General features: G+C 73.2%; 12 protein-coding genes. 5 read left to right on the top strand and 7 right to left on the bottom strand.

What is annotated here, in order from left to right:
- Window position 1: 1 nt before the first annotated feature.
- The 6 genes from pgl to tkt form a co-directional block, all read right to left on the bottom strand.
- Complete coding sequence (pgl, locus tag ABGB16_RS13855) at window positions 2–772, bottom strand: 6-phosphogluconolactonase (protein ID WP_347668428.1); 771 nt, start codon at window positions 770–772, stop codon at window positions 2–4.
- 128 nt (window positions 773–900) lie between these two features.
- Window positions 901–1,917 carry a glucose-6-phosphate dehydrogenase assembly protein OpcA gene (locus ABGB16_RS13850; RefSeq protein ID WP_347668427.1) on the bottom strand — a complete coding sequence of 339 codons (1,017 nt, stop codon included), beginning with the start codon at window positions 1,915–1,917 and terminating at the stop codon, window positions 901–903.
- Window positions 1,918–1,948: 31 nt separating this feature from the next.
- Window positions 1,949–3,463, bottom strand: a complete 1,515-nt coding sequence (gene zwf / locus ABGB16_RS13845; protein ID WP_347668426.1) for a glucose-6-phosphate dehydrogenase — start codon at window positions 3,461–3,463, stop codon at window positions 1,949–1,951.
- Between the two features lie 93 nt (window positions 3,464–3,556).
- Entirely contained in the window at window positions 3,557–5,206 is a 1,650-nt protein-coding gene (locus tag ABGB16_RS13840; protein WP_347668425.1) for a glucose-6-phosphate isomerase, read from the bottom strand.
- A gap of 259 nt (window positions 5,207–5,465) precedes the next feature.
- Entirely contained in the window at window positions 5,466–6,623 is a 1,158-nt protein-coding gene (gene tal, locus ABGB16_RS13835; RefSeq protein WP_347668424.1) for a transaldolase, read from the bottom strand.
- 16 nt (window positions 6,624–6,639) lie between these two features.
- On the bottom strand, window positions 6,640–8,778 hold the full coding sequence (tkt, locus tag ABGB16_RS13830) for a transketolase (RefSeq protein WP_347668423.1): 2,139 nt from the start codon (window positions 8,776–8,778) through the stop codon (window positions 6,640–6,642).
- A 296-nt stretch (window positions 8,779–9,074) separates the two neighbouring features.
- Here tkt and ABGB16_RS13825 point away from each other — a divergent pair, with 296 nt between their 5' ends.
- From ABGB16_RS13825 to ABGB16_RS13815, 3 genes are all read left to right on the top strand, one after another.
- Entirely contained in the window at window positions 9,075–10,031 is a 957-nt protein-coding gene (locus ABGB16_RS13825; RefSeq protein WP_347668422.1) for a heme o synthase, read from the top strand.
- Between the two features lie 288 nt (window positions 10,032–10,319).
- Window positions 10,320–10,652: a hypothetical protein gene (locus ABGB16_RS13820; protein WP_347668421.1), complete on the top strand. Its 333-nt coding sequence runs from the start codon at window positions 10,320–10,322 to the stop codon at window positions 10,650–10,652.
- A 6-nt stretch (window positions 10,653–10,658) separates the two neighbouring features.
- Window positions 10,659–11,585, top strand: a complete 927-nt coding sequence (locus ABGB16_RS13815) for a hypothetical protein (RefSeq protein WP_347668420.1) — start codon at window positions 10,659–10,661, stop codon at window positions 11,583–11,585.
- 121 nt (window positions 11,586–11,706) lie between these two features.
- On the opposite strand, the gene ABGB16_RS13810 is transcribed toward ABGB16_RS13815, so the two are convergent.
- The gene (locus ABGB16_RS13810; RefSeq protein WP_347668419.1) at window positions 11,707–12,663 is read right to left on the bottom strand and encodes a COX15/CtaA family protein; all 957 of its coding nucleotides are present in this window, start codon (window positions 12,661–12,663) and stop codon (window positions 11,707–11,709) included.
- A gap of 211 nt (window positions 12,664–12,874) precedes the next feature.
- Between ABGB16_RS13810 and ABGB16_RS13805 the strand changes: the two genes are divergently transcribed.
- Together ABGB16_RS13805 and sufB are read left to right on the top strand one after the other, a co-directional pair.
- Window positions 12,875–13,585: a transcriptional regulator gene (locus ABGB16_RS13805; RefSeq protein ID WP_347668461.1), complete on the top strand. Its 711-nt coding sequence runs from the start codon at window positions 12,875–12,877 to the stop codon at window positions 13,583–13,585.
- Window positions 13,582–15,012, top strand: a complete 1,431-nt coding sequence (gene sufB / locus ABGB16_RS13800; RefSeq protein WP_347668418.1) for a Fe-S cluster assembly protein SufB — start codon at window positions 13,582–13,584, stop codon at window positions 15,010–15,012. The genes ABGB16_RS13805 and sufB overlap by 4 nt, the downstream gene beginning before the upstream one ends.
- Window positions 15,013–15,106 lie beyond the last annotated feature (94 nt).

The raw sequence follows: 15,106 nt of genomic DNA, 5'->3' as shown, positions 1-15,106 counted from the left end.
CTCAGCGGAGGCTGCGCAGGCGGGGCGGGACGTCCGCCGCCGCGGCCCGGTCGAGCAGCCAGAGCGTACGGCTGACGCCGTGCGCCCCGGCGGCCGGCAGTTGGACCGGCCCCGCCCCGGCCAGCGCCATGCTCACCGCCCGGGCCTTGTCCGCGCCACTGGCCACCAGCCAGACCTCGTCGGCGGTGTTGATCGTCGGCAGGGTCAGGGTGGTGCGCACCGGCGGTGGCTTGGGGCTGCCCCGCACGGCGCTGACCGGCCGGTTGTCGTGGTGCACCGGGTGCTCCGGGAACACCGAGGCGACGTGCCCGTCCTCGCCGACGCCGAGCATCAGCACGTCGAAGTGGGGGAGCGTGGCGTGGCCCGGCCGCGCGGCGCGGGCCAGTTCGGCGGCGTACCCGGCGGCGGCGGCCTCCGGGTCGGCGCCGGCCGGGCCGTCGGAGGCCGGCATGGGGTGCACCCGGGCCGGGTCCAGGGGCATCGCGTCCAGCAGCGCCGCCCGGGCCTGCGTCTCGTTGCGATCCGGGTCGCCGGCCGGCAGGAAGCGTTCGTCGCCCCACCACACGTCGACCCGGGACCAGTCCACCGCGTCCCGGGCCGGCAGCGCGGCCACCGCCCGGTACACGGCCGCGGCGATCCGCCCGCCGGTCAGCACCACCGACGCCTGGCCGCGGTCGGCCTGGGCGTCGAGCAGCTTCACCACCAACCGGGCCGCCACCGCCTGCGCGAGCAGGTTGGCGTCGGCATGGACGGCGACACTCGCCTCACTCATCTGTTTTTGCCTTCGTTTCCGACCGCCCTCGCGGTCCCTGTTCGTCGTGCCCGCGGGCCGGCGGCCCTCCGTCGCGGCCCCCTCGGTGGCCACCGGGCCACCGCCGGGCGGGCCGCCCGTCCGTGACCTCAGGGGGTCGCCCTGGTCCCCGAGTGGGCGGTCACCCCCGCCTCGGCGCGCTGCGCGGTCGCCGGGTCCTTCCAGACGTGCACCCGCTGCCCGGGGCGCTGGTCCAGCCCGGAGACCCCGGCCATCGCGCCGAGCGCCTCGGCGTACACCTGGTCGGCGTCCAGCCGGCGCAGCTCCTCGGCCAGTTCGTCGCCGAGCGGCCGGCGCACCAGCGGCAGCTGCCGGTCCTGCTGCCCGCTGCGCCGGAACGTCGCCACGCTGTCCTCCCGGGTCAGCGTCAGCGCGTCGCCGTTGGCGCAGGTCAACTGCACCTCACGCATCCGGGGGAAGCCGTCGGTCCGCTCCCACTGCGGACTGATCCCCAGCCGGCTGCCCAGCCAGCCGCACATCAGGGCGGCGGTCGGGTCGGCCGGCGGCGCCACCACCCGGGCCGCGGTGACCCGCGCCTCGGTGGTGTCGAAGGCGCCCGCGACCAGGGTGCGCCACGGGGTGATCCGGGTCCACGCCAGGTCGGTGTCGCCGGGGGCGTAGTCCCGGGCGCGCCGGCGCAGCGCCTCGATCGGGTCGGCGGCCTGCGCCGCGTCGGTGATCCGCCGGTCGGCGACCACGCCGAGGAAGTCCGTGGCGATCTCCTCCGGCGGCTCGCCGTGCCACCACGTCACCACCGGCACGTCCGGCACCAGCAGCGGCATCACCACCGACTCGGCGTGCAGCGCCAGCCGGCCGTACATGCGCATGACCACCGCCTCGCACGGGCCGAGCCGGCCCCCGACGACGATCTCCGCGTCCAGCCGGTTGCGGTCCCGCTCGACGTCCGTGCGGACCACGACGAGCAGCCGGCACGGGTGGGCGGCGGCGGCGATGGTGGCGGCCGCCTCCGCCTCCCGTACCCGCTTCTCGTCGACGACGACGATCAGGGTGAGCGCCATGCCGCTGGCCACCCCGCCGGCGCTGCGCCGCTCCGCGGCGAGCGCCTTGACCACCTCGCTGCCGGTGGTGTCCCACAGGCCGATCACTGGAGCCTCCTGGTTCGGTAGCAGTGCTCGCTCACGCTCTCCGCCAAGCCCGGCCCTCGCGGGCCAGCATCTCGTCGGCGGCCCGGGGGCCCCACTCACCGGCCCGGTACGGCTCGGGTCGGGTGCCCGTCCAGGCGTGCTCCAGCGGGTCCACCACCGCCCAGCTCTGTTCGACCTCGGCGGCGTCGGGGAAGAGGGTACGGTCGCCGATCAGCACGTCCAGCACCAGCCGCTCGTACGCCTCGGGGCTGGACTCGGTGAACGCCTCACCGTACTGGAAGTCCATCGCGATGTCGCGGACCTCCATCGTGGTGCCCGGCACCTTCGAGCCGAACTTCAGCACCACGCCCTCGTCCGGCTGCACCCGGATGACGAGCTGGTTGTTGCCGAGCATCTCCATGTCGGCCGGGTCGAACGGCAGGTGGGGCGCCTTCTTGAACATGATGGCGACCTCGGTCACCCGCCGGGGCAGCCGCTTGCCGGCCCGGATGTAGAACGGCACCCCCGCCCAGCGGCGGTTCTGGATGCCCAGCCTCACCGCCACGTAGGTCTCGGTGGTGGAGTCCGCCGGGACGTCCTCCTCCTCCAGGTAGCCCTTCGCCCGCTGGCCCCCGACCCAGCCCGGCAGGTACTGCCCGCGCACCGTGTCCCGGGCGACGTCCTTCGGCACCGTGATCGCCTTGAGCACCTTCAGCTTCTCGGTGCGGATCTCGTCGGCGTCGAAGCTCGTCGGCTCCTCCATCGCCACCAGCGCCAGCAGCTGGAGCAGGTGGTTCTGCAGGACGTCCCGGGCGGTGCCGACGGAGTCGTAGAAGGCAGCCCGGGTGCCGATGCCGACGTCCTCGGCCATGGTGATCTGCACCGAGTCGACGTACCGGGCGCTCCACAGCGGCTCGAACAGGCTGTTGGCGAAGCGCAGGGCCAGGATGTTCTGGACCGTCTCCTTGCCCAGGTAGTGGTCGATCCGGAAGACGTCCGGCCGGGTGAAGACGTCGTCGACCAGGTCGTTGAGCTCCTTCGCCGACGGCAGGTCGTGCCCGAACGGCTTCTCCACCACCACCCGGCGCCACCCGCCGGACTTCGCGTTGTCGGCCATGCCGGTGCGGGCGAGCTGCTTGAGCACCACCGGGAACGCGGCCGGGGGGATGGAGAAGTAGAAGGCGGCGTTGCCCTGGATGCCGTGGGAGTCGCGCAGGTCGTCCAGCGTGGCGGCCAGGTGGTCGAAGGCGGCGTCGTCGTCGAACGAGCCGCCCACGAACTTGATGTTGCCGGCCAGCCGGGCCCAGACCTCCTCGCGCCAGGGGGTCCGCGCGTGCTGCTTGGCCGCGTCGTGGGCCAGCGACTCGAAGTCGCCGTCGCCCCAGTCGCGCCGGGCGAAGCCCAGGACCACGAAACCGGGTGGCAGGAGCCCCCGGTTCGCCAGGTCGTAGACCGCCGGCAGCAGCTTCTTCCGCGCCAGGTCGCCGGTCACGCCGAAGATCACCAGAGCGCACGGCTCCGGGATCCGGGGCAGCCGCCGGTCCTGGGGATCGCGCAGCGGATTCACCGCGCCACCTCGGTTCGCGACTGCGGGGCTCGCAAAACCGGCTCACTCCTCGCGCTCACGGTGCCACCTCTGTTCGCTCCACATCGTCCATCGTCACGCCCGTAACCGCCGGGCCGTATCGAGCAGCTGGGCCACCCCCGCGGCCCGGTCGGTCAGGTGCAGCCGCAGCAGCGGGCGCCCCCGGCCGGCCAGGGCCTGCCGGTCGCCGGCGGCCTGGGCCGCCTGCAACTCTCCGAAGGAGTACGGCTGCCCGGGCACCGGCAGATCATCCTCGACCGTACCGGTCAACTGGAGGAAGGCGCCCACCCCGGGGCCGCCCTTGTGGTACTGGCCGGTCGAGTGCAGGAACCGCGGCCCCCAGCCGAAGGTGACCGGCCGGCCGGACGCCTCGGCGAGCAGCGGGCGCAGGCCCGCCACCGCGGCGTCGCCGATCCGGTCCAGGAACGCCATGACGGCCAGGTAGCCGTCACCGCCGGTCCCGTCGAGCAGATGCCGCAGCACGCCGGCCAGGTCGCCGGGGGCGCCCGCCGGGGCGTACACCTCGATCGCGCCCTCGGTGAACGCCGGGGCCTGCGCCGGCGCGCCGGCGGCCAGGATGCGCCGGGTGTTGTCCTTGCTCTCCGCGACGTTCGGCTGGTCGAACGGGTTCACCCCGAGCACCACGCCCGCCACCGCGGTCGCGTACTCCCAGGTCAGGAACTGGGCGCCGAGCGGGCCGTTGACCGCGACGTCCGGCTGGCAGCCGCCGCCGGGGACGGTCCCGGCCGCCAGCGCGCCGCCGTAGGCGACGGTCAGCACGTCCGGGCCGGTGCCGCCGGGGGCGGCGGGGGACTCCAGCACGACCGGCAGGATGCCGAGCCCGGCCTTGCCGGTCGACTCGGCGATCAGTTGCTCGATCCAGTCGCCGAGCCCGTCCAGGCCGGTGCCGTCACCGACCAGGGCCAGCTTGTCCCGACCCAGCGTGGCCGCGGCGCCGAGGGCGGCGCCCAGCGCCAGGCCGGGATTGTCGGCGTCGCGCCCCAGCGCCCCGGCGAGCGCGTCGGCCTGGTCCAGCAGCTCGGTCACCTCGACCCCGGCCAGCGCGGCCGGGACCAGCCCGAACGCGGTCAGCGCCGCGTACCGGCCGCCGACCTGCGGGTCGGCGAGCACCGGAACGGCGCCCAGCTCGGCGGCGGCGGCCTCCAGCGGGGAGCCCGGGTCGGTGACCACGACGAAGTGCCGACCGGCCTCCGCCTCGGTCAGCCCGGCGTCCAGGAACGCCTGCCGGTACGCGCGCAGGTGACTGTCGGTCTCCACCGTCGAGCCGGACTTGCTGGCCACCACGACGACGGTGCGCTCCAGCCGGTCGGCCAGCGCCCGGCGGACCTGACCCGGGTCGGTGGTGTCCAGCACGGTCAGCGGCCGGCCCAGCGTGCGGGTGATCACCTCGGGGGCCAGCGACGAGCCGCCCATGCCGGCGAGCACCACGTGGTCCAGGTCGGCCAGCTCGGCGGTCAGCTCGGCGAGCTGGGGGAGCAGTTCCCGGCTGCGCCGGTGGGTGTCCAGCCAGCCGAGGCGGATGCCCGCCTCGGCCGCGGCCTCCGGGCCCCACAGCGTCGGATCCTTGGCGGTCAGCTTCGCCGCGACGCCCCGGCGGACCAGGGCGTCGCGGGCGGAGGCGGGGGCGGACCGGTCGACCGCGTCCGCGCCGTACACGGCCAGCCCGGCCGCCGCCTCGGCGGGACCGGACAGCAGGTCGCTCACGTCGCCGCCCCTTCCCGCCGGAGGACGTCGCGCGCCCCCGGCAGCCCGCGGCGGGCGGTGCGGCGCGTCCCGGGTGCCTGACGGCCCGCTGCGGTAGCCCGCCGGCCCGGCCCGCGGCGCGCCCCGGGGTCACCTCTGCCGGGCGCGCGGCGCGCTCCGGGGTCACCTCTGCCGGGCGCGCGGCGCGCTCCGGGGTCACCTCTGCCGGGCGCGCGGCGCGCCCCGGGGCGGTGCCCCGAGGCGCGTCCGCGGCCGTCCGTCACGCGGTGCCCCCCGCCTTCTTGGCGGCCTGGCCCGGCCGCCCGCTGCCCTGGCCCGCCGCGTCGAGGGAGCGCCGGACCCCGTCGAGCAGCTCCACCCAACTGGCCTCGAACTTCTCCACGCCCTCCCGCTCCAGGGTGGCGATCACGTCGGACATGTCCACGCCGGCCGCGGCCAGGTCGGTGAAGACCCCGCGGGCGTCGTCGTACGCGCCGGTGACGGTGTCGGAACGGGTCTCGCCGTGGTCGGCGAAGGCGTGGATGACCGCCTCCGGCATGGTGTTGACCGTTCCGGGCGCGATCAGCTCCTCGACGTAGATGACGTCCCGGTAGTCCGGGTTCTTCGTCGAGGTGGACGCCCACAGCGGGCGCTGCGGGTGGGCCCCGGCGTCGGCCAGGGCCTGCCAGCGGGCGGAGGAGAAGACCTCGCAGTACCGCTCGTACGCCAGCCGGGCGTTGGCCACGGCGGCCTTGCCGCGCAGCGCCTTGGCCTCGTCCGAGCCGATCTTCTCCAGCCGCTTGTCCACCTCGGTGTCGACGCGGGAGACGAAGAACGACGCCACCGAGCCGATCTTCGACAGGTCGTGGCCGTTGGCCTTCGCCTGCTCCAGGCCGGCGAGGAAGGCGTCCATCACCTGCGAGTACCGGTCCAGCCCGAAGATCAGCGTGACGTTGACGCTGATCCCCTCGGCCAGGGTCGCGGTGATCGCCGGGAGGCCGGCCTCGGTGGCCGGGATCTTGATGAAGAGGTTCGGGCGGTCCACCAGCCACCACAGCGCCTTGGCCTCGGCGACGGTCTTCGCCGTCTCGTGGGCCAGCCGCGGGTCCACCTCGATGGAGACCCGGCCGTCGACGCCGGCGGTGGCGTCGTACGCCGGGCGCATCACGTCGCACGCCCACCGCACGTCGTACGTGGTGAGCATGCGCACCGCCTCCTCCACCTCCAGCCCCCGGGTGGCGAGGTCGCGCAGCTGCCAGTCGTACTCGGTCGCGTCGCCGAGCGCCTTGGCGAAGATCGTCGGGTTCGTGGTCACCCCGACCACGCGCTTCTCCCGGCGGAGCTGGTCCAGCCCGCCGGAGCTCAGCCGCGTCCGGGAAAGATCGTCGAGCCAGACCGCCACCCCGGCGGCGCTCAGCTCAGCCAGCCTGTCCGTCATGCTGTCCACGCTCCCCTCAGTTGCCGGTCGTGAAACCGGTGATCTCGCCCACCCGGGTCAGCGCCGCGTGCGCGGCGGCCACGATCCGGTCGGGGGTGAACCCGAACTGCTCGAAGAGCACGGTGTGCGGGGCGCTCGCGCCGTAGTGCTCCAGGCTGACACTCTCGCCGGAGTCGCCGACGATCGCGCGCCAGGACATGCCGATGCCCGCCTCCACGCTCACCCGTGCCTTTACCCCGCGCGGCAGGACCGACTCCCGGTAGGCCTCGTTCTGGGCGAAGAACCACTCCTGGCACGGCATCGACACCACCCGGGTGGGGGTGCCGTCGGCCTCCAGCCGCTCCCGGGCGGTGAGGCAGAGCTGCACCTCGGAGCCGGTGCCGACGAGGATCACGTGCGGCTGGCCGGTGGAGGCCTCGGCCAGCACGTAGCCGCCCTTGGTGGTGCCCTCGGCGCCGGCCAGGGCCGAGCGGTCCAGCGTCGGCAGCGCCTGGCGGCTGAGCGCCAGCGCGGTCGGCCGGTCGGTGTGCTCCAGGGCCTGCCGCCACGCCCACGCGGTCTCGTTGGCGTCGGCGGGGCGGACCACGTCCAGGCCGGGGATGGCCCGCAGCGCGGTCAGGTGCTCCACCGGCTGGTGGGTGGGGCCGTCCTCGCCGAGGCCGATCGAGTCGTGCGTCCAGACGTAGACCACCGGCAGCTTCATCAGTGCGGCGAGCCGCACCGAGGGGCGCATGTAGTCGCTGAAGACGAGGAACGTGCCGCCGTACGGGCGGGTGCCGCCGTGCAGGGCGATGCCGTTGAGGATGGCGCCCATCGCGTGCTCGCGGATGCCGAAGTGCAGCGTGCGGCCGTACTCGTGGCCCGGGAACTCCTTGGTGGCCCAGGCGGCCGGGATGAAGGACGGCTCGCCCTTCATGGTGGTGTTGTTGCTCTCCGCCAGGTCGGCCGAGCCGCCCCACAGCTCGGGCAGCACCGGCGCGAGGGCCTCCAGCACCTTGCCGGACGCGGCCCGGGTGGCGATGCCCTTGGCGTCGGCCGGGAAGGTCGGCAGGGCGTCCGCCCAGCCCTGCGGCAGGGTCCGCGCGGCCATCCGGTCCCACAGCGCCTTGCGCTCCGGGTTGGCCTTCGCCCAGTTCCCGTACGCCGCGTCCCACTCCTGCTGGGCCCGGGCGCCGCGCTGCAGCACCTGGCGGGCGCGGCCGAGGACCTCTTCCTCGACCTGGAAGGTCTGGGCCGGGTCGAAGCCGAGCAGCTGCTTGGTCGCGGCCACCTCCTCGGCGCCCAGCGCCGAGCCGTGGATCTTGCCGGTGTTCTTCTTGTTGGGGGCGGGCCAGCCGATGATGGTGCGCAGCGCGATGAAGGAGGGGCGGCCGGTCTCGGCCTTGGCCGCCAGCAGCGCCTGGTACAGCGCCTCGACGTCCTCGTGGTACTCGCCCTGGTCGGCGTCGCCGGCACGCCAGTCGACGGTCTGCACGTGCCACCCGTACGCCGCGTAGCGGGCCGCCACGTCCTCGCTCTTGGCGATGCGGGTGTCGTCCTCGATGGAGATCTCGTTGTCGTCGAAGATCAGCGTGAGGTTGCCCAGCTGCTGGTGGCCGGCGAGCGCGCTGGCCTCGTGGCTGATGCCCTCCTCGATGTCGCCGTCCGAGGCGATGCACCAGATGTCGTGGTCGAAGACCGACGCGCCGGGCTCCGCCTCGGGGTCGAACAGGCCGCGCTCGCGGCGGGCCGCCATGGCCATGCCGACCGCGTTGCCGATGCCCTGGCCGAGCGGGCCGGTGGTGGTCTCCACGCCCGGGGTGTGGCCGTGCTCGGGGTGGCCCGGGGTCAGCGAGCCCCACTGCCGCAGCGCCTTCAGGTCCTCCAGCCCCAGCGGGTAGCCGGAGAGGAAGAGCTGGATGTAGAGGGTCAGGCTGGAGTGGCCGGCCGAGAGCACGAAGCGGTCCCGCCCGGGCCAGTTCGGGTCCGCCGGGTTGTGCCGCATCACGCGGTTGAACAGCAGGTACGCCGCGGGGGCGAGGCTCATCGCGGTGCCGGGGTGGCCGTTGCCGGATTTCTCCACGGCGTCCATGGCCAGCACGCGGACGAGGTCGACGGCCCGGCGGTCGAGGTCGGACCAGTTGAGTGCGGGTTGCTCGGGTCGGTTGGCAGCCACGATGGTTGTGCTCCTCGGCAGTTGGGCGGAACCCTCGGTAGTGACCCTATCGAGTGGTTCTAAACGCCCGCCCGGGGATCTACATGCTGGTCTGTGCCGGTCCGACCGGGTTGGACGATCCACCGGCGGTGTGACCGTCCGCACCGTTGTCGGGTCGCCCGGGCAGCGAAAACGACGACGCGTAGTCTGTGGGTCGGTGTGTGGGCCCGGACGGGGTCCGACCGACCCGACCTCCCCCTGCGGTCCGCCCGAAGGTAGACCGCGGCGACTCCGCCGACGCCGGAAGGTGGCAATCCGTGAGCATGATCACCGAGCGCCCCGTCAGCGACCCTGCCGGGCAGCCGGTGCGCACGGTGGCCGGGGCGCCGGCGGCGGCCCGGCGGGACGCCCGGGCGGTGGTCTCCGCGTACGTCGCCCTGACCAAGCCGCGCATCGTCGAGCTGCTGCTGGTCACCACCGTTCCGGCGATGATGCTCGCCGAGGGCGGGCTGCCGTCGCTGTGGCTGATGGCGGTGGTGCTGGTGGGCGGCTCGCTCGCCGCCGGCGCGGCCAGCGTCCTGAACTGCTACATCGATCTGGACATCGACCAGGTGATGCGGCGCACCAAGCGCCGCCCGCTGCCGACGCACTCGGTGTCGCCGCGCAACGCCCTGGTCTTCGGGCTGGTGCTGGCCGTCGTCTCGGTGGCCTTGATGGCCGCGTTCACCAACTGGCTGGCCGCCGGGCTGACCCTGGCCGCGATCGCCTACTACGACCTGGTCTACACGCTCTGGCTCAAGCGCACGACGCCGCAGAACACCTTCTGGGGCGGCGCGTGCGGCGCGGCCCCGGTGCTGATCGGCTGGGCCGCGGTCACCGGCTCGCTGGCCCCGGCCGCCTGGGCGCTGTTCGCGGTGGTGTTCTTCTGGCAGATGCCGCACTTCTACCCGCTGGCGATGAAGTACAAGGCCGACTACGCCCGGGCCGGCATCCCGATGCTGCCGGTCGTGGCCTCCGCCCGCCGGGTCAACGCCGAGATCATCCTGTTCGCCTGGCTGACCCTGCTGTCGTCGCTGGCCGTGTGGCCGCTGGGGATGAGCCCGATCTACGGCGTCACCGCGCTGGTCGCCGGCGGGATCTTCGTGGCCGAGGCGCACAAGCTCTGCCGCCAGGTGGCCCGGGGCGGGGCGGTCCAGCCGATGCGGCTGTTCCACTGGTCGTACGTCTACCTGACGATCGTCTTCGCCGCCGTCGCGGTCGACGCCCTGATCTGACCCGGGACGGCAAGCCGGCCGGGGCCGCGTCGCGGGCGGCTTGCGCCGACAAATCACCGCCACGGACGACTTGTCCGTCCATGCCGGCTCATCGGGCGCATTTCGGTATGAGTCTGGTCCGCTCAACCTGTGACGGATCGGACAACTTTTCCCGATCGTTTTTCCCCTAAGATCCGGATATAACCGGGCAAGTTACCTGTGGTCTTCCTTAAACGTGCAGGTAATCGGAATCACAATTCGTTCATGTTTCTCGCGCAGGACGGCCGAAGTCTGCTTAGGCTTCGCGTCATGGCAGATGGTTCCGATACGACGCTGACGGCTGAACAGACCGCCGGGCAGGCGCCCAACGGCCTGGTCGCGGGCATCAAGTCGTTCGCCGCCGGGCACGGCGGGGCGAAGGCGGTCATCGAGTACGTCGGCAAGCGCGGGGCGCGCATCGTCCTGGTGGGCGCGGACGGGGCGTGGGCGGACCAGTTCGCCGACGGCACCGACGTCGCGCGGCAGGCCTGCGCCACGGCCGGAGTCGCCGTCGAGAACGCCTGGGAGCGTGAACTGATGGACCAGATGCGTCCGAGCAACGACCTCTGGCGGTCCATGGCCCGGCGCACGATGGCCCGTTGACATAAGTTGACCACCCACCACCAGCCGACCCGGGGGGAACCCCGGGTCGCTCTCGTCACCTGCACCGAGCTGCTCGACCTCGATCCGGACGACCGGCTGCTGCTCGCCCCGCTGGCCGGGCGGGGCGTCGCCGTCTCCGTCGCCGCCTGGGACGATCCGACCGCCGACTGGGCGGCCCACGACCTGGTCGTACTCCGCTCGCCCTGGGACTACGCGCCGCGCCGCGACGAGTTCGTGGCCTGGGCCGACACCGTGCCCCGGCTGGCGAACCCGGCCGACGTGGTGCGCTGGAACACCGACAAGCGCTACCTGGTCGAACTGTCCGCCGCCGGGGTGCCGACCGTGTCCACCGCCTGGGTGGCGCCGGGGGAGTCCTGGGAGCTCCCCGCGGCCGGCGAGTACGTCGTGAAGCCGGCGGTCAGCGCCGGCTGCCAGGACACCGGCCGGTACGACCTGGCCGATCCGGAGCACCGGTCACTGGCGGTGGCGCACCTGCGCCGGCTGTCGGACGCCGGCCGGCTCGCCATGGTCCAGCCGTACCTGTCGGCCGTCGACGCCGACGGCGAGACGGCGCTGCTGTTCCTCGCCGGCCCGCACGGGCTCCGGTTCAGCCACGCCATCCGCAAGGGGCCGATGCTGACCGGTCCCGACTTGGGCGTGGCAGGGCTCTACAAGCCCGAGGTGATCACGCCGCCCACGGCCACCCCGGAGCAGTTGGCCGTGGCGGAGCGGGTCCTCGCGGCGGTGCCCGGTGGACCGCGGCGCCTGCTGTACGCCCGGGTCGACCTCATCCCGGGCCCGGACGGCGGGCCGGTGCTGGTCGAGCTGGAGCTCACCGAGCCGAGCCTGTTTCTCGGGTACGCCGACGGCGCCCCCGACCGCCTGGCCGACGCCGTCCTGACCCGCCTGCGCCTGGCCCCGCCGCTCCGTTGAGGGGGCAACTTCACGGAAGTTGTCCCCTCATGCGCCGTTCGAGGCCACTACTTCACAGAAAGTTGCGCGGATCTTGACGGGCGCGGCGCCCCGGAGGGGCGCGCAACCGGCCGCGGTGGGGTCAGGCGGCGGTGGGGATCGGGGCGGCCGGGGCGGCGTCCGGCGCGGTCGGGGTCGGGGTGACCGGGGTCGGGTGGCGTTCGCGGGTGGACCACTGGACCGCGAGGGTGGCCAGCAGCACCAGGCACGAGCCGAGCATGTGGGCGCCGACCAGCACCGCCGGCAGGTGGGTGAAGTACTGCACGAAGCCGATCACGCCCTGCCCCAGCTCCACCGCCACCAGCACGACCGCCGCCCGCTCGGCCCGTCGGGCGCCCACCGCGCGGAACGCGAAGATCAGCGCCACGGACAGCCCGATCAGCAGGAACACGCCGTCGGCGTGCACCTGCGAGATCGCCTCCGGGTCGAGCCCGTTGCGTGCCGCGCCCTGGTCGCCCGCGTGCGGGCCGCTGCCGGTGACCCAGGTGCCGATCACCAGCACCGCGGCGCTGACCACGGTGGTGAGCAGCGCCAGCGCCCGCAGCGGCGCCGGCACGGTGGGCACCGTCGGGCCGTCCGGCTCGCCGATGCGCCGCCAGAGCGCGTACGCCAGCCCGATCACGACCATCGAGGCGAGGAAGTGCAGCCCGACCACCCACGGGTTGAGGTTGGTCAGCACGGTGACGCCGCCGATCACCGCCTGCGCCGGGATGCCGAACAGCACCGCGACCGCGAGCGGCAGCAGCCCCCGCCGGCGGGGCCGGTGCAGGAGCACGCCCACCGCGACGGCCAGCGCGATGATCCCCACGGCGAAGGTGAGCAGCCGGTTGCCGAACTCGATCGCCCCGTGCACGCCCATCTCCTGCGTGGCGACGTACGAGGCGTCGGTGCACCGGGGCCAGGTCGGGCAGCCGAGGCCGGAGGCGGTCAGCCGGACGGCCCCGCCGGTGACCACGATGGCCACGTTGGCGATGATCGACGCGTACGCCAGCCGGCGCAGCAGGGCGGCGGAGACCGGGTACCGGGCGGAGTGCTTCACGCGGCAAATCCTACGCACCGTAGTGGAGCCCGATCGGGTGACTCCGGCGTACCGGTGGCTCGCGTCACCGGGGGTGGGATTGCGGGCCCGCCGCGAATTACGTAACGTTGCCGTTGTGAAAAACGCGGCGGCGCTCTCCGGGCGGCAGCCGGCCACCACGCCGGCCGCCGGCGACGGCTCGGGATCGCGGCGCGGCGTCGGACGCGCCGAGCTGGAGTTGTCGCAGGCCGCGTCCGCCGACCTTTCCACCCGGGACCGGGTCACCCAGCTGCTGCTGGAGCGCGGGGCGACCACCGCCGCCCAGCTCGGCGTGGCGCTCGGGCTCAGCCCGGCGGCGATCCGTCGGCACCTCGACGCGATGCTCGCCGACGGCGACGTGATCGCCCGCGAGCAGGCCGTACGGGGCGGCCGGGGGCGCGGCCGCCCGGCGAAGGTGTTCCTGCTGACCGACGCGGCCCGCGTGCGCTGCGGCACCCACCACTACGACAACATGGCCACCGCGGCGCTGCGCTGGATCGCCCGTAACGGTGGGCCCGAGGCCGTGGAGGCGTTCGCCGCCGAGCAGGTGGAGGCGCTGGAGGCCCGCTGCCGGGCCGCCATGGAGGACGCCGGCGACGACCCCCTCGCGCGGGCCGAGGCGCTCGCCGGGGCGCTCACCGCCGAGGGCTACGCTGCCAACGCGTCGACGATCGCCTCCGGCGGCCAGCTCTGCCAGCACCACTGCCCGGTGGCGCACGTGGCCGCCGAGTTCCCCCAGCTGTGCGAGGCCGAGACCGGGGTCATCTCCCGTCTGGTCGGCACCCACGTGCAGCGCCTGGCCACCATCGCGCACGGCGACGGGGTCTGCACCACGCACATCCCGGCCCAGCCGGCACGTGTCCAGTCCGGTAACACCGTCACCACTGTGAGGACAGATAGATGACCGAGCAGATCGTCCAGCCCCTGACCCAGGATGAGCAGCTCGCCGCCCTCGGTCGCTACGAGTACGGCTGGGCCGACCCCGACGTCGCCGGGGCGTCCGCCCAGCGTGGCCTCAACGAGGCGGTGGTGCGGGACATCTCCGCCAAGAAGAACGAGCCGGCCTGGATGCTCGACCTGCGACTGAAGGGCCTGCGGCTGTTCGGCCGCAAGCCGATGCCGGCCTGGGGCGCCGACCTCACCGGGATCGACTTCGACAACATCAAGTACTTCGTCCGGTCCACCGAGAAGCAGGCCACCAGCTGGGAGGACCTGCCCGAGGACATCAAGAACACCTACGACAAGCTGGGCATCCCCGAGGCGGAGAAGCAGCGGCTGATCGCCGGTGTCGCGGCGCAGTACGAGTCCGAGGTCGTCTACCACAAGATCCGCGAGGATCTGGAGGAGCAGGGCGTCGTCTTCCTGGACACGGACACCGCGCTCAAGGAGCACGAGGATCTGTTCAAGGAGTACTTCGGCACGGTGATCCCGGTCGGCGACAACAAGTTCGCCGCGCTGAACACCTCCGTGTGGTCCGGCGGCTCGTTCATCTACGTGCCGAAGGGCGTGCACGTGGAGATCCCGCTGCAGGCGTACTTCCGGATCAACACCGAGAACATGGGCCAGTTCGAGCGGACGCTGATCATCGTCGACGAGGGCGCGTACGTGCACTACGTCGAGGGCTGCACCGCCCCGATCTACTCCTCGGACTCGCTGCACAGCGCCGTGGTGGAGATCATCGTCAAGAAGAACGCCCGGTGCCGCTACACGACCATCCAGAACTGGTCGAACAACGTCTACAACCTGGTCACCAAGCGCGCCGTCTGCCACGAGGGCGCGACCATGGAGTGGATCGACGGCAACATCGGCTCCAAGGTCACCATGAAGTACCCGGCGGTCTACATGACCGGCGAGCACGCCAAGGGCGAGGTGCTGTCGGTGGCCATGGCCGGCGAGGGCCAGCACCAGGACGCCGGCGCCAAGATGGTGCACGCGGCGCCGCACACCAGCAGCACCATCGTGTCGAAGTCGATCGCCCGGGGCGGCGGCCGCACCTCGTACCGCGGGCTCGTGCAGGTGCTGGAGGGCTCCTTCAGCAGCAGGAGCACCGTCAAGTGCGACGCGCTGCTGGTGGACACGATCTCCCGCTCCGACACCTACCCGTACGTCGACATCCGCGAGGACGACGTGGCGATGGGGCACGAGGCGACCGTCTCGAAGGTCAGCGAGGACCAGCTCTTCTACCTGATGAGCCGGGGCCTGAGCGAGGACGAGGCGATGGCGATGATCGTGCGCGGCTTCATCGAGCCGATCGCCAAGGAGCTTCCGATGGAGTACGCGCTGGAGCTCAACCGCCTGATCGAGCTCCAGATGGAGGGCGCGGTCGGCTGACGCCGCCCGCGAGCCCCGATCCATCGGGCCGGGCTGCGCGAACCCGGACCCGTTGGGCCGGGCAGCACGGGCCCGACCGACCCTCCGATTAATG

It is taken from the genome of Micromonospora sp. B11E3 (assembly GCF_039871625.1).
Taxonomy (GTDB): domain Bacteria; phylum Actinomycetota; class Actinomycetes; order Mycobacteriales; family Micromonosporaceae; genus Micromonospora.
This window is presented reverse-complemented; position numbering and strand designations above follow the sequence as displayed.